Origin of the sequence: Paenibacillus sp. FSL H3-0321 (genome assembly GCF_038002865.1) — a bacterium.
Classification (GTDB): domain Bacteria; phylum Bacillota; class Bacilli; order Paenibacillales; family Paenibacillaceae; genus Paenibacillus_AQ.
On record NZ_JBBODH010000001.1, the window covers coordinates 5389463 to 5410722 of the forward strand.

At 51.5% G+C, this 21260-nt stretch carries 18 protein-coding genes and 1 riboswitch; of the genes, 17 read left to right on the forward strand and 1 reads right to left on the reverse strand.

Translation table 11 applies throughout. The features are described 5' to 3' along the window. Positions 1 to 148: 148 nt before the first annotated feature. From MHI45_RS24115 to MHI45_RS24180, 14 genes are all read left to right on the forward strand, one after another. A complete protein-coding gene (locus MHI45_RS24115; protein ID WP_076109997.1) occupies positions 149 to 889 on the forward strand; it encodes a YveK family protein in 741 nt (246 codons plus the stop codon). Continuing rightward, entirely contained in the window at positions 873 to 1514 is a 642-nt protein-coding gene (locus MHI45_RS24120) for a CpsD/CapB family tyrosine-protein kinase (RefSeq protein WP_340894606.1), read from the forward strand. The genes MHI45_RS24115 and MHI45_RS24120 overlap by 17 nt, the downstream gene beginning before the upstream one ends. A gap of 29 nt (positions 1515 to 1543) precedes the next feature. After that, positions 1544 to 2431 carry a UTP--glucose-1-phosphate uridylyltransferase GalU gene (gene galU / locus MHI45_RS24125; RefSeq protein ID WP_038586488.1) on the forward strand — a complete coding sequence of 296 codons (888 nt, stop codon included), beginning with the start codon at positions 1544 to 1546 and terminating at the stop codon, positions 2429 to 2431. Positions 2432 to 2473: 42 nt separating this feature from the next. Then, entirely contained in the window at positions 2474 to 3166 is a 693-nt protein-coding gene (locus MHI45_RS24130) for a sugar transferase (RefSeq protein WP_076109995.1), read from the forward strand. 19 nt (positions 3167 to 3185) lie between these two features. After that, positions 3186 to 4127, forward strand: a complete 942-nt coding sequence (locus MHI45_RS24135) for a glycosyltransferase (protein WP_340894603.1) — start codon at positions 3186 to 3188, stop codon at positions 4125 to 4127. 9 nt (positions 4128 to 4136) lie between these two features. Next, on the forward strand, positions 4137 to 5483 hold the full coding sequence (locus tag MHI45_RS24140; protein WP_340894602.1) for an O-antigen ligase family protein: 1347 nt from the start codon (positions 4137 to 4139) through the stop codon (positions 5481 to 5483). After that, positions 5480 to 6253 carry a WecB/TagA/CpsF family glycosyltransferase gene (locus MHI45_RS24145; protein WP_038586496.1) on the forward strand — a complete coding sequence of 258 codons (774 nt, stop codon included), beginning with the start codon at positions 5480 to 5482 and terminating at the stop codon, positions 6251 to 6253. The genes MHI45_RS24140 and MHI45_RS24145 overlap by 4 nt, the downstream gene beginning before the upstream one ends. A 46-nt stretch (positions 6254 to 6299) precedes the next feature. Next, complete coding sequence (locus tag MHI45_RS24150) at positions 6300 to 7793, forward strand: O-antigen ligase family protein (protein WP_445322198.1); 1494 nt, start codon at positions 6300 to 6302, stop codon at positions 7791 to 7793. Next, positions 7759 to 9144, forward strand: coding sequence for an oligosaccharide flippase family protein (locus tag MHI45_RS24155; RefSeq protein WP_341119542.1), 1386 nt, complete (start codon positions 7759 to 7761; stop codon positions 9142 to 9144). The genes MHI45_RS24150 and MHI45_RS24155 overlap by 35 nt, the downstream gene beginning before the upstream one ends. Before the next feature lie 243 nt (positions 9145 to 9387). Continuing rightward, the gene (locus MHI45_RS24160; protein WP_038586505.1) at positions 9388 to 10242 is read left to right on the forward strand and encodes a glycosyltransferase family 2 protein; all 855 of its coding nucleotides are present in this window, start codon (positions 9388 to 9390) and stop codon (positions 10240 to 10242) included. Next, on the forward strand, positions 10229 to 11422 hold the full coding sequence (locus MHI45_RS24165) for a glycosyltransferase family 4 protein (protein WP_038586508.1): 1194 nt from the start codon (positions 10229 to 10231) through the stop codon (positions 11420 to 11422). Before MHI45_RS24160 ends, MHI45_RS24165 begins: the two co-directional genes overlap by 14 nt. Next, the gene (locus MHI45_RS24170) at positions 11416 to 12555 is read left to right on the forward strand and encodes a glycosyltransferase family 4 protein (RefSeq protein WP_038586511.1); all 1140 of its coding nucleotides are present in this window, start codon (positions 11416 to 11418) and stop codon (positions 12553 to 12555) included. Before MHI45_RS24165 ends, MHI45_RS24170 begins: the two co-directional genes overlap by 7 nt. Positions 12556 to 12653: 98 nt before the next feature. Further along, entirely contained in the window at positions 12654 to 13754 is a 1101-nt protein-coding gene (locus tag MHI45_RS24175; RefSeq protein ID WP_038586514.1) for a glycosyltransferase, read from the forward strand. Between the two features lie 4 nt (positions 13755 to 13758). Continuing rightward, entirely contained in the window at positions 13759 to 15099 is a 1341-nt protein-coding gene (locus MHI45_RS24180; RefSeq protein ID WP_038586516.1) for a UDP-glucose dehydrogenase family protein, read from the forward strand. A gap of 22 nt (positions 15100 to 15121) precedes the next feature. Here the strand turns inward: MHI45_RS24180 and MHI45_RS24185 are convergent, their stop codons facing one another. After that, positions 15122 to 15391: a hypothetical protein gene (locus tag MHI45_RS24185; protein ID WP_341119544.1), complete on the reverse strand. Its 270-nt coding sequence runs from the start codon at positions 15389 to 15391 to the stop codon at positions 15122 to 15124. Between the two features lie 62 nt (positions 15392 to 15453). Here MHI45_RS24185 and MHI45_RS24190 point away from each other — a divergent pair, with 62 nt between their 5' ends. The 3 genes from MHI45_RS24190 (at position 15454) to MHI45_RS24200 (ending at position 21189) form a co-directional block, all read left to right on the forward strand. After that, positions 15454 to 16827, forward strand: a complete 1374-nt coding sequence (locus MHI45_RS24190) for a sugar phosphate nucleotidyltransferase (protein WP_340894595.1) — start codon at positions 15454 to 15456, stop codon at positions 16825 to 16827. A 137-nt stretch (positions 16828 to 16964) separates the two neighbouring features. Next, positions 16965 to 17045, forward strand: a riboswitch (cyclic di-GMP riboswitch). A 12-nt stretch (positions 17046 to 17057) separates the two neighbouring features. Continuing rightward, a complete protein-coding gene (locus MHI45_RS24195) occupies positions 17058 to 19466 on the forward strand; it encodes a PA14 domain-containing protein (protein ID WP_340894594.1) in 2409 nt (802 codons plus the stop codon). Positions 19467 to 19674: 208 nt separating this feature from the next. Continuing rightward, on the forward strand, positions 19675 to 21189 hold the full coding sequence (locus MHI45_RS24200) for a glycosyl hydrolase (protein ID WP_341119547.1): 1515 nt from the start codon (positions 19675 to 19677) through the stop codon (positions 21187 to 21189). The last annotated feature ends 71 nt before the right edge of the window (positions 21190 to 21260 follow it).

A 21260-nucleotide genomic window follows, 5' to 3' on the forward strand; every position in this document is an offset into this window, starting at 1 on the left:
TACTTAAGTGCCAATAGGACTCACACGAAAGTGAAGATTAAAGTGATGGTATGACCCATGTGGCAAGTCGTACGGGTTGATAGAATAAAAGTAAGATATCTGAAACTTTCATGATTGCTTTCAGAATTAATGCGGAAGGAGGGTTACTGTGGAAAAGACGATTTTGGATTACATTAACCTGATAAAGAAAAGGTTATGGTTAATCATGGTGTTTGTATTAATCTCCTGCGCCACCACCTTCTACGTCAGCAAGAACTTCGTCGTACCCGTCTACTCCGCCTCCGGACAGCTGCTGGTCAATAACACCGCAAATGTACCCGAGAGCAACAATCTAAACAATCTAAACTTCAGCCTTAACCTCATCGAGAGCTATAAGGAAATCATGAAATCCCCCACGATTATGAAGAATGTTGTAGCGGATCACCCGGAATTCAATCTGACGGAAGACCAGCTGGCGTCGAAGCTGCAGGTGAAATCTTCAGAGAAAAGCTCGGTCATCAATATCAGCGTGCAGGACGAAAGCTACAGCAAAGCAGCTGGGATAGTAAACGCGGTTTCACAGTCGTTCATCCGCAGCTTGCCGACACTGATGAAGCTTGATAATGTAACATTCCTGACGCCTGCTGACCCAACCGATGTTCCCGGACCGATCAACGGTGGTGCCAACATGAATATCATCATCAGTTTTGTAGTTTCGCTGATGGCTGCAATAGGGATCATCCTGCTGATGGAAACACTCAATGGAACGCTCCGGAGTGAGAAGGAAGCCGAATTCGACCTGGGTCTGCCGGTCATTGCAAGCATTCCTACCATCCGCAAACGTGATTTGGGTAAAGCAGCAAATGCTAATTCGAGAGTAGGGGAGGGCGCTTATGTTGCGGCTGAATAAAAGTTTGATCACGGACTTGAATCCGTCCTCGCATATCTCCGAATCCTTCCGCTCGCTGCGCACCTATATCCGCCAGCTGGGACTGCTTGGCGGAAACGCAGGCAAAGTGCTGCTCTTCACTTCAGCGGAAGGCGGAGAAGGCAAGACGACCATTCTGGCCAATCTGGCGGTTTCTTTCGTTCAGGATGGCAAGAGGGTTGCCGTTGTGGATTGCAACCTGAGACATCCCGGACTGCATTCCGTGTTTGAAGTGGAAGGCAGCCATGGGCTTGCCGCTTATCTGGGCGGCACTGAGGAAACCAAAGATGTCGCAGTTTACGGAAATTTGGCGAATCTGGCCGTGATCCCTGCCGGTATTACCGCTGTCAGTCCGCCGGATCTGCTGGGTAACGACAAAATGGCAGCTCTGCTGGAAGAGCTGAAAACAAGCTTCGATCTTATCCTGCTCGACTCGCCGCAGGCAGTGGAGTTCAGTGATGCAAGAATCCTGGCCCCGCTGACGGACGGTGTCATCATCGTGGCAAGGCACGGCAAATCGAAGCGTGAAGCGCTCCGCAAGCTGAAGACGCTCATGGATCAGACCGGAACCAAAATTCTTGGCATTGCCATGAATCATAGTAAATGAGCTCACAAAACTTTTAGGAGGTAAGTGCGATGAAAAAGGTAAAAAAGGTAATTATCCCTGCTGCTGGGCTAGGAACGCGCTTCCTTCCCGCGACGAAAGCAATGCCTAAGGAAATGCTGCCGATCATCAACAAGCCAACTATTCAATACATCGTAGAGGAAGCCATCGCTTCCGGTATCGAGGATATCATTATCGTTACCGGTAAAGGCAAACGTGCAATTGAGGACCATTTCGATAATGCGTTCGAACTGGAATCCCGGCTGCTGGAGGACGGCAAGCTTGAACTGCTTAAAGAGGTTCAGCGTTCCTCTAAAGTAGAAATACACTATATCCGTCAAAAGGAACCAAAGGGATTGGGCCATGCGGTATGGTGCGCAAGACGTTTTATCGGAGACGAGCCCTTTGGCGTTATGCTCGGTGATGACATCGTAACCGGACAGGTTCCTTGCCTGAAGCAGCTGATCGACCAATATGAAGAAACACAGAACTCAGTGATTGGTGTTCAGGAAATTCCGGATGAATTCACTAACCGTTACGGGATTATTGAACCGGATCTGCAGGATGGAAGACTCTACCGGGTTAACAACTTCGTCGAGAAGCCGGCCCTGGGTACAGCACCTTCCAATCTGGCAATAATGGGCCGTTATGTGTTCACTCCTAAGATCTTCAAATACCTGGACCTGCAGGAAAAAGGTGCTGGCGGCGAGATTCAGCTCACGGATGCGATCCAGAAGCTCAATCAAAGCGAACGGGTATATGCCTATAACTTTGATGGTACGAGATATGATGTCGGCGAACGCCTTGGATATATTTTAACCACATTGGAATTTGCCCTGCAGAGTGAGGACTTGCGCTATCCGGTAATGGATGCCATGTCGGAATGGCTCAGCAAGGCCGGACAAACCACGCTTAGCTAAAAATGAGGAGAACCACAAAACCTTTAGGAGGAATGAGGAGAAATGAGCATGCAAAAACTGCCGGAAGACTATGAGGCCGTCCTGCCGAAACTTTACATGCTGCATGCCAAAGAAGGGAATAAAGGTATGGATTCCTATCTGGTGATGAAGCGGATTATCGACATTTTTTTCTCCGCTCTTGGCCTTCTCGTACTGCTGCCGCTATTCACTCTTGTTGCTGTCCTGATCAAGCTGGAGGATCCGAAAGGCAAAGTGTTCTTCCGGCAAACCCGGGTAGGCAAAGAAGAGAAGCTGTTCCCAATGTATAAGTTCAGATCTATGGTGTCTAATGCTGAAGAGCTGAAGGCGAATCTGATGGCTTATAACGAAGTGAGCGGCGCAATGTTCAAAATCAAGAATGATCCCCGGATTACACGGACGGGAAGATTTCTGCGCAAGACGAGCATTGATGAACTGCCTCAGCTCTGGAACGTGCTGATGGGCCATATGAGTCTGGTTGGCCCCCGTCCTCCGCTCGTTGAAGAGGTGGCGCAGTATTCGGAATACGACAAGCAGCGGCTCATAGTTACACCTGGCTGCACAGGTTATTGGCAGGTAAACGCCAGAAACAGCGTCGGCTTCGACGAGATGGTGCAGCTGGATTTAACCTACATCCAGATCCGGAGCACGAAGCTGGATCTCAAAATCATTGCGAAAACCGCCCTGATGCTGCTCGGATCCAAAAATGCTTATTAAAAATATGGAAATTGGGTGAATGCCGATGCTTGAATACGGAGAGGTACCTAAGATTTCCATCATTATCTGTACCTATAACCGATCGGTTTTGCTAGTCAAGACCCTTCAATCGCTGCTGTCATTGGAGAATCTGCATCAGGCAGAGATTATCGTGGTGGATAACCACTCCAAGGATGATACGGCGTCCGTCACCAAACGCTTTATGGAGACGGAAGGAGCAGAGATGGATATCCGTTATCTTCTGGAACCGGTACAGGGGTTGTCGGCAGCCCGAAATACGGGGATTCTGGCTTCCAAGTCGCCAATCATCGCCTTTCTTGATGATGATGCGATTCCTTGCCGAACCTGGATAACAACGATTGTTGACAGTTTTGAACAACATCCGGAAGTAATGGCCATGGGCGGGAAAATCGCTCCGATCTTTGAAAGTAAGCGGCCTGAATGGCTTATTAAGCCGTTTGAACTGCCTTACACGATTGTAGATCTGGGTGACCGGGTGAGGGAATATCCGAAACGGCTGCATCCCTGCGGAGCCAACATGGCTATGCGTAAGCTTGTATTTGACATCAGCCTGTTTCCTCTGGAGCTCGGAAGAAAGGGAGATTCACTTCTCTCCGGTGAAGAGACCTGGTTATTCGGTCAAATACAGGGAGAAGGACATTCCATTCTCTATCATCCTCAGATGGCGGTCGATCATTTCGTACCGGCAGGCCGTCTGACTGAAGATTGGATTATGAAAAGATATTACAGTCAAGGCATATCCAACGCTATGAAAAGCGAAGGTGTGAAGGGCAATCTGATCCTGCTGGTCAAGACGGCCGCCAAAGTAGTCTATATCATGGCGGATTCGATCCTCTCCAGAAGCAAGGGAAGAAAGCTTCTGAACAGATGCCGGCTGGAGAGCATTCGGGGAACTCTTCATATGATTTGGAACCGGAAGAGGCAATCTGCAGCGGGGTGAGGGAAGACAATGACTAATTTTGGGTGGGGCTCAAAAATCAACGCTTTGCCATACGGAATGCTCTACCTGGTGTCTGCCCTGTTCCTCGGAACAGCGGTCATTTACCAGCCGGCAATTGCGGTAGCTGCCGTACTCCTGATTATATTGCTGGTTGTCTCTCTCTCTCGTCCTGAACTGATCAGTTATTTCGTTCTGTTGACGACGGCGATCTCCATTAACTTCTTGTATAACGGCATCATGTTCGGGATTGAAATTCTTTCCCTCTATAAGCTGGTTATCCTGATGCTTCTGGTGCCTTGCATTCTGGTCAATGGCCTGAAGTTCCGTCTCAGTCCTCCGCTCTGGGCCATGGTGGCACTGGTGTTCATCACCTTTGGCTTCTCGATCTGGCTGCCGGAGATGAGCTCATCCATTGCCATAAAAGCCTTTATCGGTCTGTCGCTTCCCTTCGTGTTTCTCCTGATCAACTGGAAGAAAGAAGTGGCTGAGAAGCAAATCCGCATCATCACTTTGCTGCCGCTGGTCAGCGTGCTGGCTGGAGTGGTGCTGCAGGCGGCTCATATCCATTCATTTCTCGATATCGAGTTCACGGGCGCTATACGGATACAGGGGGCGAACATTCCAGCGCATCTGGCTATGCTGGCTTTTATGGGAGTGGGCATCGCATTTATTGAGGTGAAACGGAGTCCGCAGCATATCAAGTTTTTCTACACCATGCTGGCGCTGAACTTTCTAATTCTGATCGGAACAGGGACGCGGGGACCGATATTAGCCCTGGTTTTGATGGTTCTCTACTATTTTTACGACATTTCCCGTCAGTACTTAAAGGGGAGAACGCAATATCTGATTCCGCTGCTGTGCTCGTTTCTCCTGATTGTCTCGGCTGTCTATCTGCAGCTGGACAACATCAAGAAGCGCTCCTTCGAACGGACGACCGAAACGGGTGTTGATTTGTCGGGACGGGCGGAGGCCTGGGAATATTTCCTGCACAAAGCGGAGGATTCGCCCCTTGCGGGCAGAGGACTCGGTGCAGTGACTGTAGCCAATGACGGGTCGCTGTACAAAGGCTTTGTGGTTCCGCACAACGAGTACATCCGGTTTTATTTCGATGGAGGATATATCGGCGCCATCCTGCTGTTGCTTTCCTTATTGGCTGTGTTTCTTCTGGTTTACAGAGCTTTGGCACCGCCGGTCAAACCTTACTATCTGCTCTTTATTGCAGCGTTCCTAATTTATTCTTTTTCCGACAACACGCTGTCGACGGTCCAATCCATTATTCCGTTCTGTTGGTACCTGAACTGCCTGTATCGATCTTCACAGCCAACCGATTCCCCACAAAAAGAAGTGATACGATGAACCAAGTGAATATGTTCGATGTCAATTTCGATAACTACGATTTCATGGATCTGCTTGAATACATCGACAAGACCATTAAGGAAAGGAATCAATCCTACATCCTGACCTGCAATGTCGATCATGTAATCAAGCTTCGCAAGGACAAAGAGTTTAGGGCGGTGTATTCCGAAGCAGGTGCCGTAGTGGCGGATGGAATGCCGCTGATCTGGGCTTCGAAGATGCTGGGCAAGCCGCTGAAGCAGAAGGTATCCGGATCAGATCTCTTCAGCCGCCTGGGTGACGCCTTCGAGCAAAGAAAGTACCGGCTGTTCTTTCTGGGCTCGGCGGAAGGTGTGCCTGAGCGGGCGACAAAGAATTTAAAGGCGGCTTATCCCGGCATGAACATTGTCGGCTGTTATTCTCCCTCCTACGGTTTTGAGCACAACGAGGAAGAGAATCAGCGTATTATCCAAATGCTGACCGAAACCCAGCCGGATATTGTATTCGTCGGTGTGGGCGCACCGAAGCAGGAAAAATGGATCTACCGGCATTACACCTCATACCGGGCGCCGATTTCCATCGGCGTGGGAGCGACTTTTGATTTCCTCTCTGGCTCCGTCAAACGGGCGCCGGACTTTATGCAGAAAACAGGGCTTGAATGGTTCTGGCGTCTGAGCCAGGAACCGGGGCGCTTGTGGAAAAGATATCTTGTCGATGATGCCCAGTTCCTGGTCCTGCTGCTTAAAGAGCTGCGCAAGCGGGATAAGATCAAGGGCGGAAGATTTGAGTAAATATACGAATTTTGGATGGCCGTAGGGCGGAGGTGGGGAAATGAAGATGATGAGCCAGAATGAAAGCAACCGGACATTGCCATCCCTCACTTCGGTGAAGTCAGGTGTCATGATGACGCTGATCTGCGTTATGTGCCTGGGGCTTCCGCTGCTGATCGGCTTCGCCAGTGCGAAGCTCAGTTCTTCCAGCAGTCTGCAGGGGGTCATTCTGGCAGGGATTCTATTCCCCGCCTTCCTGCTGGCGCTGCTGAAGCCAAAACACCTGATCGCCTATACTCTGCTGATCTGGGCGGTGGCCCCGGAGCTGCGGCGTTTCGCCGACTGGTACGAAGGGGTATACCACTCGGTATCCCTGCTCAGCCTGGCGCCTCTGCTGACGGGAGCAACACTTGCGATTCCGGTGCTGAAGGAAATCCACAGAATCCGGAAATCCTCCACGCGGATCATCCTGCTGTTCTCGGTAGCGTTGGCCTACGGCGCATTGATCGGTCTGGCGAAGAACGGCATAGGCTCGGTATACGATTTGGCTAACTACATCGTACCGCTGCTGCTGATTCCGTTCTTCGCGGTAACGCGTTTCAAGCCTAAGGATATTGACCGGCTGCTGTACGCTTTTGCCAATATCGCAGTCCTGGTGGCGATCTACGGCATCATCCAATATCTGACGGTTCCTCCCTGGGACGCTTTCTGGATGAGGAATGCAGATATGATGTCCATCGGAACACCGTATCCCTTGGAAATTCGCGTCTTTTCCACTCTGAATTCTCCCGGACCGGCGGCGACCTTCCTGGTATTCGCCCTCGTCCCGATGATTCTGGAGAAAAGATGGCAAGGCACGCTGCGCTGGATCGGTGTCCTGCTCGTTGTGGTCTGTCTGCTGACCACGCTGGTGCGTTCCGCCTGGCTGGTCCTGCTGGTTATGCTGCTGGTGTACATCGCCTCTTCTCCTTCCAAAGGGAAGTGGAAAACCCTGCTTCAGCTGGGATTTGTCGCCGTAGCGCTGATCTGGATCGTTCCCAAGCTGCCGGGAGCAGAGGGGCTGGTGGCCCGCATGGAGACACTTACCTCCGTACAGGAAGACCACTCCTATAATGAACGGCTCAGCTTATGGCAGAACATGCTGCCGATGGTAGCCGCTAATCCGGTTGGCCAGGGAATCGGCAGTGTAGGCCAAGGAACAAAGATTGGCAACGGCGGGGAGCTTGGAGAGTACGGCAACATGGACAACGGCGTTATCGCACTGCTGCTTACCTTTGGAGTACTGGGCGCCTTATTCTTCTTCGGCGCACTTGGGGCCGTCATTAAACAGATTGTGGTCAGAGTCACCAGCAAGGACAGTCTTCAGCCCTATGCCCGGCTATCGCTGGCAGCATGGATGGGGGCGGTAGTCAGCCTGGTGTCTGACAACGGATTCCCCGGACTCAAGGGATATCTGATATGGATGCTGATCGGCCTTGGGCTAGGCGCCAAAGAGATTATTGAGAGCAGAAAGAAGGGAACACCACATGCAGCAGTTGAACGCGAAATCACTTCCCACTAGCACAGTCTGGTCCTCGCTCAAGAAATTCACAAAGAGCAAGGACAACAGCTCGGCAGCCGTAAAAACCATGTTCGTCAGCGTGCTGATTCTGCTGGTCAATATGCTGACGGGTGTGCTGACTGCCCGCTATCTCGGGCCGACAGGCCGCGGGGAACAGACAGCTATGGTGAACTGGTCCCAGTTTCTGGCGTTCAGTATGAGCTTCGGTATTCCCTCGGCGCTGATCTACAATGCCAAGAAGAATCCGGATGAGGCCGGGGTGCTCTACCGGGTGGCACTGATGATCGGCCTTGGGTTTGGCATGGTGGCCATGACAGTGGGAATCTTTGTCCTACCCTACTGGCTGGAATCCTTCAGTCCGGAGGTGGTGGTTTTTGCGCAATGGTCGATGATCCTGTGTCCGCTGATTGTGATCTCGCAGATTAACAACGCGGCATTTCAGTTCAGAGGGGATTACAAGACCTTTAACTGGATGCGATATCTGGTTCCTCTGCTGACGCTGGCGGCCATTGGCGTTCTGATCCTCACGGATCATATGAATCCATTTACTACGGCACTGGCTTACTTGGTTCCATCAGTACCGCTGTTTATCGGAATGACAATCTTGCTGCTCCGCACCTACAGGGTGAAGCTGAAGGACGCATACCTGAATTTCAAAAGATTATTCACGTATGGCCTCGGCTCTTACGGAAATGACCTGCTCGGCCAATTCTCCGGCTATATCGACCAGATCATTATTGCCGGTCTGCTGCGGCCAGCCGATTTGGGACTGTATGCAGTAGCAGTGAGCTTGTCACGGATGGTCAACTTCTTCTCGAACTCGATCACCGTGGTGCTTTTTCCAAAGGCCTCTGAGCTCTCGAAGGAGGAGGCGATCGCCCTTACCTTCAAAGCATTCCGGATCAGTACGACCTGCACCCTGCTCGGCGCGGTGTTCCTGATGCTGGTGGCCCCCTTCGTTATTCCGTTGCTGTACGGGAAGGATTTCAATACGGCGCTGACCGTATTCCGCCTGCTGCTGCTGGAAGTTACGATCAGCGGAGGCACACTGATTCTGGCTCAGGTCTTTATGGCGCTTGGCAAACCGAAATTCGTATCCATTCTTCAGGGAGTGGGCTTGATCCTGGTGATCCCGATGCTCTTCCTGCTGGTGCCGAAGTTTGGATTGTTCGGAGCAGGGGTGGCGATGTTGTCATCGGCTGTACTGCGGTTCTTGTTCATTATTCTCAATATTAAATACAACCTGAAGGTCAAGCTGCCGCGGCTGCTGATCAACGGGGACGACATTAAGTGGATGAAGACGACGATGAATTCCTATATTCATAAAAAACCCGCGGATACCCAAGGTTAAAAAGAAATATGGGTTTGGCCTACCCTTATTGAAGGCTTAAGGCAGATTAGCGGAGAGGACGGAATGACCTGGAAAAGCGAAGCGGTCGCCTTTGTCTTCAGATTTCAACCGCAACAGCGGTCTAATCAAAGAAATCCGAAGACAACAGCGATTGGAAGGACATCCGTCATCGCAGCGGTTCTGCGGCAACCAGCCTGAAATAGAATGTAAGCCAAGAACATACAGACAAAGGAGGAAACCTTCATGGATTCAGTGACAAGCGTGCTTGGCGGCCCGGGGAGTTACCCGATATCTGCTGTCATCATTGCTCAGGATGACGAAATTCGAATATCCAAAGCAATTCAATCCTGCCGACTTTTCGCCGACGAGGTGGTTGTAATCGACGGAGGAAGCAAAGACGGGACGGTGCAATTGGCCGAAAGCCTGGATTGCCGGGTATACGTCAACCCATGGCCCGGATACGCGAAGCAAAGAGAATTCGGAGTGGAACGCGCCGTCCATGATTGGGTCTTCCTGATTGATACCGATGAAGTGGTCAGCGATGAGCTGGCGAAGGATATTCTTGAGCGCAAGCCGGCGCTGACGGACCGGGGCGTAGCTTACTCGCTATACCGGATCGGTGATTTTCTGGGCAGATGGCTGGATAAGGGTGAATATCTGGTGCGGCTGTACAACCGCAAGGAGTACGGCATCCGCAACTCCCTGGTGCATGAAATGCCCGAGGTGTTGGAGGAACGGACGGTTCGCTTGAACGGAACGCTTTGGCATCAGGGCTTCCGCAGCATCAATGACCATGTAACCCGGTTTAATAAATACACCGACCTGGAAGCGCAGAGCGCTTATGCGAGCGGTAAGCCGTTTAAGCTGAGAAATCTGCTGCTGCGGCCGCCGGCACGGTTCCTGCAGAAATATTTTCTGCATGGTTTGTTCAAGAAAGGCATTGCAGGGTTCGCGGTATCCGTATTTTGGGTGATGTATGAATTCATGGTCGGCTTCAAGCATTACGAATTGAACAGCTCCGGCAAGCTGGCCCAGCACAACGCACAGGGGCAGGCCGAGAAAGAAAAGAAAGGGGAGAGAAGCTATGCCGTACAGTGACGGATTAAACATTATGACGACAGGCCTCAGTTGGCCCTCGTTACAGCCCGGCGGGCTTAACACTTATTTTAAATCCGTTTGCGAGCAGCTCTCCTCACGCAACCAGGTGCATGCGCTGATCTGCAGTCAGGAGACGCCATCCACCTCGAAGGAACTGATTATTCATAACGCCGGAGATCCCAAGGAAACGATCTGGAAGCGTAAGGATGCTTTTCAGCGTAAAGCTGCAGATTTGATGGGCAGCGGGAGCGGGCGCATTGATATTCTATATACCCACTTCGCACCCTACGGCGTTGGGCCGGCGATGGAAGCGAAGAAGCGGGGGATTCCGGTGGTCATGACTTTTCATGGCCCATGGAATGAAGAGATGAAGATCGAAGGCCAGGGCATTAAGCACCGGGTCAAAACAACGATTGCCAAATCTATTGAACGCAAGGCCTACAAGCTGGCGGACCAGTTCATTGTACTTAGCGAATATTTCCGCGATATGCTGCACAGTCTGCACGGTGTGCCGCTGCACAAAATCATCGTGATCCCGGGTGCGGCCAATGTGGAGCGGTTCATCCCTGCCAGCAACCGGCTGGCTGTCCGCCGGACGCTGAATTTACCGGAGGGAGCAACGACGGTACTGACGGTCCGGCGGCTGATGAACCGGATGGGGCTGCTGCAGCTTTTGGAAGCCTGGAAGCAGGTATCCGAGCGGTTCCCGAACGCGATTCTGCTGATCGGAGGCAAAGGTCCGCTACGCGGAGAGCTGGAAGAAAAAATCTCCGATTATGGTCTCAGTAACAAAGTCAGGCTGCTTGGCTACATTCCCGATCATGAACTGGCTTCCTACTACCAGGCTGCTGACATGTTCGTGGTTCCTTCACAGGCACTCGAGGGCTTTGGACTTATCACCGTTGAAGCACTGGCTTCCGGTCTTCCGGTTATGGCTACTCCGGTCGGAGGCAACAAAGAGATTCTGCAGGGCTTCCGCCCGGAGCTGCTGTTCAAGGGTTCAACCAGTGATGATATGGCGGAAGGCATGATCCATATGCTCAGCAACCGCAAGCTGCTTCCCGGCCGTGACGAATGCAGAAACCATGTGCTGGAGAAATACACCTGGCAGCATGTGGGCGATCAAGTGGAATCGGTATTCCTTCAAACATTGGGAAAGGGTGTGGCTGCAGGATGCTAAAAGTCGCTTATATTGATCACACCGCCAAGTGGAGCGGAGGAGAGGTTGCGCTGTTCAACATTCTCACCAACATCGGCAAAGAGATTCAGCCGCTGGTCATCCTGGCTGAAGAAGGGGCGCTGGCTGAACGTCTGCGGGAAAAAGGCATCGACGTCCGCATCATCCCGCTTGATGAGAGCATCCGCAGCCGCGGCAGAAATGCCGTCAATCTCGGCGCTCCGGCTGCGGCGTTCAAGCTGCTGGCTTACGGCCGCAAGCTGGCGCCGCTGCTCAAACAGGAAAAGGTGGATTGTGTGCACACCAACTCCCTGAAATCGGCCTTCTACGGTGCAGTTGCCGCGAAGAAAGCGGGAGTGCCGCTGATCTGGCATATCCGGGACCATATCGGTGCCCCGTACCTGAAGCCGGTTGTCGCCAAGGCGATCCGGCTGCTGTCACGCCTGCTTCCCAATGGCGTGATTGCCAATTCCCATTCCACGCTGAATGCGCTGGAGCTGCCGCGCTCGAAGAAGACACTGGTGGTCTACTCCGCTTTTGCCAAAGCAATCGGTGAAAGCATCGGCAGACGGGACCAGAAGGATTTCAACGTCCTGCTGGTGGGCCGGCTGGCGCACTGGAAAGGCCAGCATATCGTGCTGGAGGCTGCCAAAGCGTTCAAGGACGACAGCCGTGTCCAGTTCTGGCTGGCCGGTGATGCCTTGTTCGGGGAAGAGGAATATAAACAGGAATTAATTCAGAAGATGCAGCAGGATGGGCTTACCAACGTCAAACTGCTGGGTCATGTGGATGACATACAAGGCCTTATGAAAACTGCTGATTTGCTGATTCACACTTCGATTACCCCCGAGCCATTCGGCCAGGTTATCGTCGAAGGCATGGCGGCTGGACTGCCGGTAATCGCCTCCAATGAAGGCGGCCCGGTAGAGATTGTGGTTCCCGGTGTAACGGGACTGCTGATCCAGCCTGGAGACCCAGTCGTACTTGCAGACTCCATCACCTGGATGCTGAACCATCCCGAAGAGCGAAGAAGGATGGCGGAAAGTGGAATGAAGCGGGTAAAAGAGCATTTTGTCATCGAGAATACGGTCAAGGACATCGTCGCTTATTACAAAGGATTGCTCGCCGCAACCTGAGCTGTTTTTCCGGACAATGCTAAAGCTTAAGGGCACCGTTCCTTCCATGCATTCACTACTTGATGATGCTGCTCCATAAAACTTTGAGGATGATTTACATGAAAATTGCGATAGCGCACGATTACTTAATCCAAATGGGCGGAGCGGAAAGAGTTGTGGAGGTCTTCCACCACATGTATCCGGAGGCTCCGATCTTCACGACGGTTTTTAACGGAAGCCGCCTGACCGACAACCTCAAAGATGCGGATATCCGGGCCTCCTGGCTGCAGAAGATCCCGGGAGTGAAGGCCAATTTTAAAGGGGTACTGCCGCTTTATCCGATGGCCATTCGTGATTTGGACTTTAGCGGGTACGATATCGTCCTGAGCTCCAGCAGTGCTTTTATGAAAAGCATAAAGGTTCCCGAATCCACGTTTCATCTATGCTACTGTCATACGCCAATGCGCTTTGCCTGGGATTATGACACGTACATGGAGCGGCAATCGAATTCCGGACTGTTCAAAAGACTGCTCAAGGTCTATATGCAGCGGCTCAAGACCTGGGATCAGCGGACATCCAAAAATGTAAACCAGTTCGTGGCCAACTCTTCCGTAGTGAAGACGCGGATTCAGAACTATTACCATAGGGATGCCGATGTGATCTTCCCGCCGATCAATACAGCCCGCTTCACAAGTTCCAGCTCTATCGGCGACTATTACCTGATCGTCTCCCGGCTTGTATCCTACAAACGGATCGACCTGGCAGTGGAGGCTTTTAGCCGGAATGGCCTTAAGCTCTATATCGTCGGCGACGGGCCGGACCGTAAGCGTCTGGAAGGAATGGCCAAAGATAATGTAACTTTTCTGGGCCGGCTTGAGGATGAAGAGGTCACGGGCCTGATGTCGAAATGCCGGGCGTTTATTTTTCCGGGAGAAGAAGATTTCGGAATTACGCCCCTGGAGGCGAATGCCGCAGGAAGACCGGTCATTGCTTATCAGGCCGGAGGGGCGCTGGATACCATAGTCCCTTATGTAAATGGCGTATTCTTTCAGAATCAGGAAGTGGATGATCTGCTGAAGGCTATCCACGAAGTGGAGTCCTATGCGTGGGACATCAGCAAGATTATGGGGCATGCGCATAAATTCGATGAACAGACGTTTATGGTCCAGTTCAAGCAGTATGTGGAACAGGCCTACGTTAATTTTCTTAAAGGAGGATGATTATATGAAGCTGGCAGTAATCGGTACCGGCTATGTCGGTCTTGTATCTGGCGTATGTTTTACACTTAACGGGAATCATGTCATCTGCGTCGATAAGGATGAGGAGAAAATCAATAAATTAAACCGGATGGAATCCCCCATCTATGAGCCGGGTATTGAGGCGCTGATCGAAATGAATCTCCGTGAGGGCAGATTGTCCTTTTCGGCGGATCTGCAGGAATCGGTGCGCCTTTCTGATATCGTCATCCTCGCTGTAGGAACGCCTTCCCTGCCGGGCGGCGAAGCGGATTTAACGTATATTGAGGGAGCAGCCACAGAAATTGCGCAAGCGATGGAAGGCTATAAAATCATCATGACCAAGTCGACCGTACCGGTTGGCACAAATGAGAAAATCCGCAATCTTATTGCTTCCCACACGAATCATCCCTTCGATATCGTCTCCGCTCCCGAATTCCTGCGTGAAGGCTCGGCGATCCGCGATACGCTTCATCCTGACCGGATTGTGATTGGTCTGGATAATCCGCTTTTGGAGCCAACGATGCGCCAGCTTCATCAAGGCTTCACTGAAAATATCTTCGTAACGGATATCCGCAGTGCGGAAATGATTAAATATGCATCGAACGCTTTCCTGGCAACCAAAATCTCCTTTATCAACGAAATCGCCAACATTTGTGAAAAAGTGGGAGCTGATGTAACCGAAGTGGCGGAAGGCATGGGGATGGACCGGAGAATCGGCTCAAGCTTCCTGCAGGCCGGAATCGGTTATGGAGGCTCCTGTTTCCCGAAAGATACCAATGCGCTGATCCAGATCGCCGGCAACGTGGACTATGAGTTCAAGCTGCTGAAATCGGTGGTTGAGGTGAATAAAGGGCAGCGGTTTATGATTATTTCCAAACTTCATGAGTCGCTCGGCAGCCTGCGCGGCGCGGTTATCGGAATTTGGGGGTTGGCCTTCAAGCCGAATACTGATGATGTACGCGAGGCACCTGCCCGTGAAATCGTCGAAGCGCTGGTAGCGGAGGGAGCTACAGTGAAGCTCTATGATCCGATTGCCGCCGATAACTTCAAAATGCAATACGATCATCCGCAGCTCCGCTGGTGCGGCCTGCCGGAAGAGGCGGCAGAAGGCAGCGATGCCGTATGCTTGCTAACCGACTGGAGCCAGTTCAAGGATATCGACCTGCATCGCTTGGCGGGCAGTATGCGCCGCCAGGTTCTGATCGATGGCCGCAACGTCTACTCCAAGGAGCAGATCGAAGGCACCGGCCTGGAGTACCATTCCGTCGGACGCCCGCAAATGGGCGGACTGAGCGGGTATTCGGCCAGCGTGGCCGGCGCGATCTAAGCCTCAAGCTTGCTCTACTCTACTAAAGCACTTCGCTCTTACCTGCCGCCAGCCAAGCGGCAATAGCCGGATCTTTAGCAGGGAGCTTCGCCTGCGGGTGAAGCGAATAGCTAGGCTGTTGGAATGGAACGGAGAGGAATTTTGGAACTGTAGGAGCGAATGCGTCCGCCTTTGTCTGCGGATTTCCACCGCGAACAGCGGTATAAATCAAGAAATCTGCAGACAACAGCGGCCGAAAGTCCAAACATTCCTTGCAGTGACTCTCATAACAGCTAAGTCTTATGCTTTTCACGTTTGAAGCAACCAATAACAATCCGATATTTTCGCGTCAACACATAATGAGGAGGGTTCCATATGAAACTGGTACTTCTATCAGGCGGTTCAGGAAAACGTCTCTGGCCTTTGTCCAACGATTCACGTTCGAAGCAATTTCTGAAGGTACTTGAGAGCCCGACGGGTGAGCCGGAATCCATGGTGCAACGGGTATGGCGGCAGCTGGAGGAAGCTAATATGTCGGGTTCGGCTTATCTGGCTACCGGCCGCAGTCAGGTGGAAATGATTCAAAGCCAGCTTGGCAGCGAGGTGCCTATCATCGTTGAGCCGGAACGCCGCGATACGTTTCCGGCGATTGCCCTGACAGCAGCCTACCTGTATTCCATGGAAGGCGTTTCGCCAAGCGAGACCGTGGCCATCCTGCCGGTCGATCCTTATGTGGAAGCCGCCTTCTTCGATACAGTAGTGCAGCTTGAGCAAACGATGCAGGAGAGCGGAGCGAACCTGGCGCTGATGGGTGTAGTACCCGAGCATGCTTCAGAAAAATACGGATATATCATTCCTACCAGCGCAGAGGCGGGAGCAAGCGGTTATCTGCAGGTAAGCCACTTCCAGGAGAAACCTGACCGTAAGCAGGCCGAGGAACTGATCAGCCGGAATGCCCTCTGGAACTGCGGCGTGTTTGCGTTCCGCTTGGGCTATCTGCTTGATATTCTGCAGCGCAAGGGATTGCCGCTGAACTACGAGGAACTGCAGAAGCAGTACAAACTGCTTGCTTCCATAAGCTTTGACTATGAAGTGGTGGAAAAAGAGGAGAAAATCGTAGTTCAGCCTTATGCCGGATTCTGGAAGGATCTGGGCACCTGGAACACGCTAACTGAAGAAATGAACAGCAATCATGTAGGCAAAGGGTTCGTGACGGCGGATTCCGAAGGCACATGCCTGATTAATGAGCTGGATATTCCGATTACGGTGATCGGCGCGAAGGATCTGATTATCGCTGCCAGCCCGGACGGGATTTTGGTTACCCATAAAGCGGAGAGTCCGAGAATCAAGGAAGTGCTGAAGTCTTTTGAACAAAGACCCATGTACGAAGAACGCCGCTGGGGCCATTATAAGGTCATAGATTATGTGAAATACGATGAGGGAAATGAAGTGCTGACCAAACGGATTTTTATCGAAGAGGGTAAAAATATCAGTTACCAGCTGCACCATAAACGCAGTGAAATCTGGACATTTGTCAGCGGTGAAGCAAGCATTGTGATTAATGAGAAGATGCATAATGTGAAGGCGGGAGATGTGGTGCGTATACCGGAAGGCACCAAACATGCGATTCTTGCGCTGACGGATGTAGAGTTTATCGAGGTACAGACCGGTTCGGAACTGGTAGAAGAGGATAACATCCGCATCACCTTGGATTGGGAAGATATAGCTTTGCAACAGTTTATCTCTTAGGCCTAAATAATCTATTTAACCAATTGTTGCAAATCCAAAACAGGCATTTAGAACCATTTATTAATTTATTTTTATTAATGCTCTAAATAAAAACTTCATAGGGACGATACTTACGGTAAGAGGGATTAATCCTTCCAAAACGACAAAGGCAAACCTAATCGAAAGATAGGGACGCAAAGCCATAGGGCCTTCGCAAGAGTGGCAGCCTGGCTACCGAAAGGAAGATGATTTTGAAAACTTACCGTAAGTCTCGTCTGCTGTCCACCTTGCTGTCTCTTGCCGTATTGTTAACCGCTGTGCCTTTAGGATTTGGGCTGTCGCCTTCAACCGCAGAAGCCTCATCAAGCACAGCAGTGCCGGTTAATCCGGACGCTTCAGCCGAAGCTGTCAAGCTGCTTAGTAACCTCTATTCCATTACCGGAAAAGGGATCATCTCTGGACAGCACGATTATTTGGAGAGCCCGGATGAATTCAGCAACAAGTTGAAGGGAACAAGCGGAGAATATGCTGCTCTTCACGGATATGAGCTTGGCGTAATTAGCGGCCAGTCGGAGAGTACGGCTGCATCGCAGCGCAAGAATGTGGTGAACAGCGCGATCAACTGGTACAAGAACGGCGGCATTGTCGCAATGACCTTTCATCAGAATCTGCCGGGGACGGCGTACCTCTGGTCCAATGTGCAGAAGCCGCTCACCCAAGCGGAATTTAACAGGTATGTAACGCCGGGCACGACAGAATACGCCAGCCTGATCACGGATCTGGATAAAGTGGCGGTGTCGCTCAAAAGCTTGCGGGATGCGGGCGTTCCTGTACTTTGGAGACCTTATCATGAAATGAACGGCAACTGGTTCTGGTGGGGGAAGAAAAGTAATTTTGCTGAACTGTGGAATATTATGTATGACCGTTTCGTGAACGTTCATCAATTAAACAATCTGTTGTGGGTATGGAACCCCAATGCACCGAATGCCTGGTCTGATCCTTATGCGCTGACCTATCCGGGCGCAAGCAAAGTGGATGTTCTTGCAGCAGATATATATGATAACGACTATATGAATAAGTACTATGACAGTTTGCTTAGTCTGGCTGCCGGTAAACCGATAGGTATTGGTGAGAACGGTGAGATGCCCAGCACGGCCAAACTGAAGCTCTCCCAGAAAAATTTCGTTTTCATGATGAACTGGGGAAAAATGCTCTATGAGAAAAATAGCACAACTACGATTAAGAGTTTCATGAATGATAGCTATACACTGACCCGGAATAAATATAAGAGTTGGAGTGCACCAGCCGCTGCGCCAACGGCAACACCGACGCCGACACCAACAGCAACGCCGACACCAACAGCAACGCCGACGCCGACACCAACGGCAACGCCAACACCGACACCAACGGCAACGCCAACGCCGACGCCGACACCAACGGCAACACCGACAGCGACACCAACACCAACGGCAACGCCAACACCGACGGCAACGGCAACGTCGAAGCCGACGGCAACGCCAACGCCTGACTCTAATGATTCAGTGGAAGCGCCTGTGTTGAGCGGACTTAAGGGAGAATACTTCAAAAACATGACGCTTTCCGGTACGCCGGCCTTGGTGCGCAATGATGCATTGCTTAACTTTAACTGGCGCCAGGGTTCGCCGGATCCTTCAATCGGTGTAGATTCCTTCTCTGTCCGCTGGACCGGTCAAATCAAGCCAACGTATAGTGAGATTTATCAGATTTTTACCACTTCGGATGACGGTATCCGCGTTTATATTAACGGTAAAGCTGTCATTGACAGCTGGATGAAACAGAGCGGAGCCGAGCGTACCGGGAGCATCGCTTTAACAGGCGGTCAGTTGTACGACATCAAGGTCGAGTATTACGAGAATGCCGGTGATGCGAATATCCGCTTAATGTGGCAAAGTCAAAGCCAAGCCAAAGGGACGGTTCCGGCCAGCGCATTGTTTGTGAATGCCGGGGCAGCTGCTGCCAGCCAGACAGAATTGGACAGTACACCCAGCCTGGTTGCAAAACCGGCTTTAGCGACGACAGCAGCACCAGCCGCAACGGCAACAGCAACGCCTGCGCTGACAGCAACACCAGCACCGGTGCCAACAGCAACACCGACATCTGCGCCAACACCGGCGCCAGCACCAACACCTGCACCAACACCAACACCGGTACCGACGCCGGCACCAACACCGACAGCAGCACCTGCTGAGAATGGGCTAAAGGCAGAATATTTCAATAATATGCTGCTGTCAGGCACTCCGGCACTTGTACGTAACGACGCCATTCTTGATTTCAATTGGCGTCTAGGCACCCCGGATGCTGCAATCGGCATCGATTTCTTCTCCGTACGCTGGAGCGGCAAGATTAAGCCGCTCTACAGTGAAACGTACACAATCTATACTACTTCAGATGACGGCATCCGCGTTTGGGTCAATGACAGTCTTGTGATTGACAGCTGGATGAAACAGAGTGGAACCGAACGCATGGGAAGCATCAGCCTGAATGCCGGGCAGCTATATGATATTAAAGTGGAGTATTACGAGAATCAAGGGGATGCCAGAGCGCGTCTAATGTGGGAAAGCCCAAGCCAAGTGAAGGGTACTGTTCCTGCGAGCGCCCTGTTTCTTCCTTCCGCTTCCTAAGCAGAGCGACTGGTTAGCTTCTGTATTCACCGGCGGGTGCTGGTTAAGACGTTACAATTATAATTCCTAAAGTCCACTCTTAGTGGCCCTGCTTATCAGCAGGGCTACTAAGCTATAGCCCCCATTTGGCCTCGGGATGTATGAACCTGCATAGGGAACTCATCCTGTGTGCCGTGGCGGCATTTCGCTGGAGAAAGGAGATTACGATTTGAACACTTACCGCAAGTACCGCCTGTTTAATACGATTTTACCTCTTATATTAATATTTTCCCTGCTGCCCTGGTCAGAAGCGAGGAGTCTTCCGGTTCCCCGGACGATAGTTACACCTGCTGCTGCCATCACTCCCATCAATCCCTCAGCTTCGGAGGAGGCTGCCGATCTGCTCAGCTATCTGGTTGATCTTGGAGGCAAGGGAATGATATCCGGGCAGCATGACTATTTGGAGACCCCGGATGAATTCAACAATAAGCTGAAGCATGCAAGCGGACAATATGCCGTATTGCATGGTTATGAGCTGGGAGCGATTAACAACCAGCCGGAGGGCACCATCGTGAAGCAGCGCCAGAATGTCGTGAAGAGTGCGATCAAATGGCACCAGGGCGGCGGAATTGTGGCGATGACCTTCCATCAGAATTTGCCGGGTACCTCCCCGGATTGGGCTAATGTGCATATGAGCCTGAGCCAAGAGGATTTTGATGCTTATGTTACGCCGGGCACCCCGCAGTATAAGAACCTGATCGCTGAGCTTGATGAGGTAGCCGAATATTTGGGAGACCTGCGCGATGCGGGAGTGCCTGTGTTATGGCGCCCTTATCATGAAATGAACGGGAACTGGTTCTGGTGGGGGCAGAAGGACAACTTCACCGAACTTTGGGATATTATGTATAACCGTCTGGCGAATGTGCACAAGCTGGATAATCTCCTGTGGGTATGGAATCCGAATGCGCCTAATGAGTGGTCGGATGGCTATGAGCCATATTATCCGGGTGCCGGGAAGGTTGACGTTCTGGCGGCGGATATTTATAACAATGACTATAGACAGTCTTATTATGAGAAGCTGCTGAAGCTGGCCGACGGCAAGCCGATCGGGATCGGTGAAAGCGGAGAACTGCCAGACCCGCTCATATTGTCCCGAACGCAGAGTAAATGGGTATATACCATGACATGGGGAAAAATGCTGACCGAGAAAAATAACCTCGAGCAGATTAAGAACTTTATGAGCGATGATTATACCGTGTCGCGGGATGATTATAAATTAATGCTGGTCGGTAAAAACAATAACCCGGCCCCGGTATCCCGAACCGGATTGACGGGAGAATATTTCAATAATATGGATCTGTCGGGCAAAGCCGTCCTGGTCCGCAACGACAATAAGATCGACTTCAACTGGCATGGAGATTCACCGTCTTCAGGAATTGGCAAGGATGCTTTCTCGGTGCGCTGGAGCGGCAAAATCAAGCCGGTTTACAATGAGAAATATAATTTCATAGCCTCCTCGGATGACGGGGTACGTGTATGGATCGACGGCAAACTGATCATCGACAGCTGGAAGAAGCAAAGCGGTGTCAGCCGTGAGGGAAGCATAGTCCTGGAAGCGGGAAGCTCGTACGACATCAAGGTTGAATATTACGAGAACAGTGGAGATGCCAGTATTCGCCTTATGTGGAAGAGCCCAAGCCAGAAGCAGGCGGTTATTCCCAAAGGCGCGTTGACTTCCAAATAATGAAATGAAAGCAATAAGTCATTGTGAGGCAGGCACCCCGGAAGAAAGCGAGGACAAGGAATGAGGACTAG

Coding starts and splice junctions, on each gene's coding strand:
- MHI45_RS24120 (WP_340894606.1), top strand. CDS start 873: ATGTTGCGGCTGAATAAAAGTTTGATCACGGACTTGAATCCGTCCTCG.
- galU (WP_038586488.1), top strand. CDS start 1,544: ATGAAAAAGGTAAAAAAGGTAATTATCCCTGCTGCTGGGCTAGGAACG.
- MHI45_RS24130 (WP_076109995.1), top strand. CDS start 2,474: ATGAGCATGCAAAAACTGCCGGAAGACTATGAGGCCGTCCTGCCGAAA.
- MHI45_RS24135 (WP_340894603.1), top strand. CDS start 3,186: ATGCCGATGCTTGAATACGGAGAGGTACCTAAGATTTCCATCATTATC.
- MHI45_RS24140 (WP_340894602.1), top strand. CDS start 4,137: ATGACTAATTTTGGGTGGGGCTCAAAAATCAACGCTTTGCCATACGGA.
- MHI45_RS24145 (WP_038586496.1), top strand. CDS start 5,480: ATGAACCAAGTGAATATGTTCGATGTCAATTTCGATAACTACGATTTC.
- MHI45_RS24150 (WP_445322198.1), top strand. CDS start 6,300: ATGATGAGCCAGAATGAAAGCAACCGGACATTGCCATCCCTCACTTCG.
- MHI45_RS24155 (WP_341119542.1), top strand. CDS start 7,759: ATGCAGCAGTTGAACGCGAAATCACTTCCCACTAGCACAGTCTGGTCC.
- MHI45_RS24160 (WP_038586505.1), top strand. CDS start 9,388: ATGGATTCAGTGACAAGCGTGCTTGGCGGCCCGGGGAGTTACCCGATA.
- MHI45_RS24165 (WP_038586508.1), top strand. CDS start 10,229: ATGCCGTACAGTGACGGATTAAACATTATGACGACAGGCCTCAGTTGG.
- MHI45_RS24170 (WP_038586511.1), top strand. CDS start 11,416: ATGCTAAAAGTCGCTTATATTGATCACACCGCCAAGTGGAGCGGAGGA.
- MHI45_RS24175 (WP_038586514.1), top strand. CDS start 12,654: ATGAAAATTGCGATAGCGCACGATTACTTAATCCAAATGGGCGGAGCG.
- MHI45_RS24180 (WP_038586516.1), top strand. CDS start 13,759: ATGAAGCTGGCAGTAATCGGTACCGGCTATGTCGGTCTTGTATCTGGC.
- MHI45_RS24190 (WP_340894595.1), top strand. CDS start 15,454: ATGAAACTGGTACTTCTATCAGGCGGTTCAGGAAAACGTCTCTGGCCT.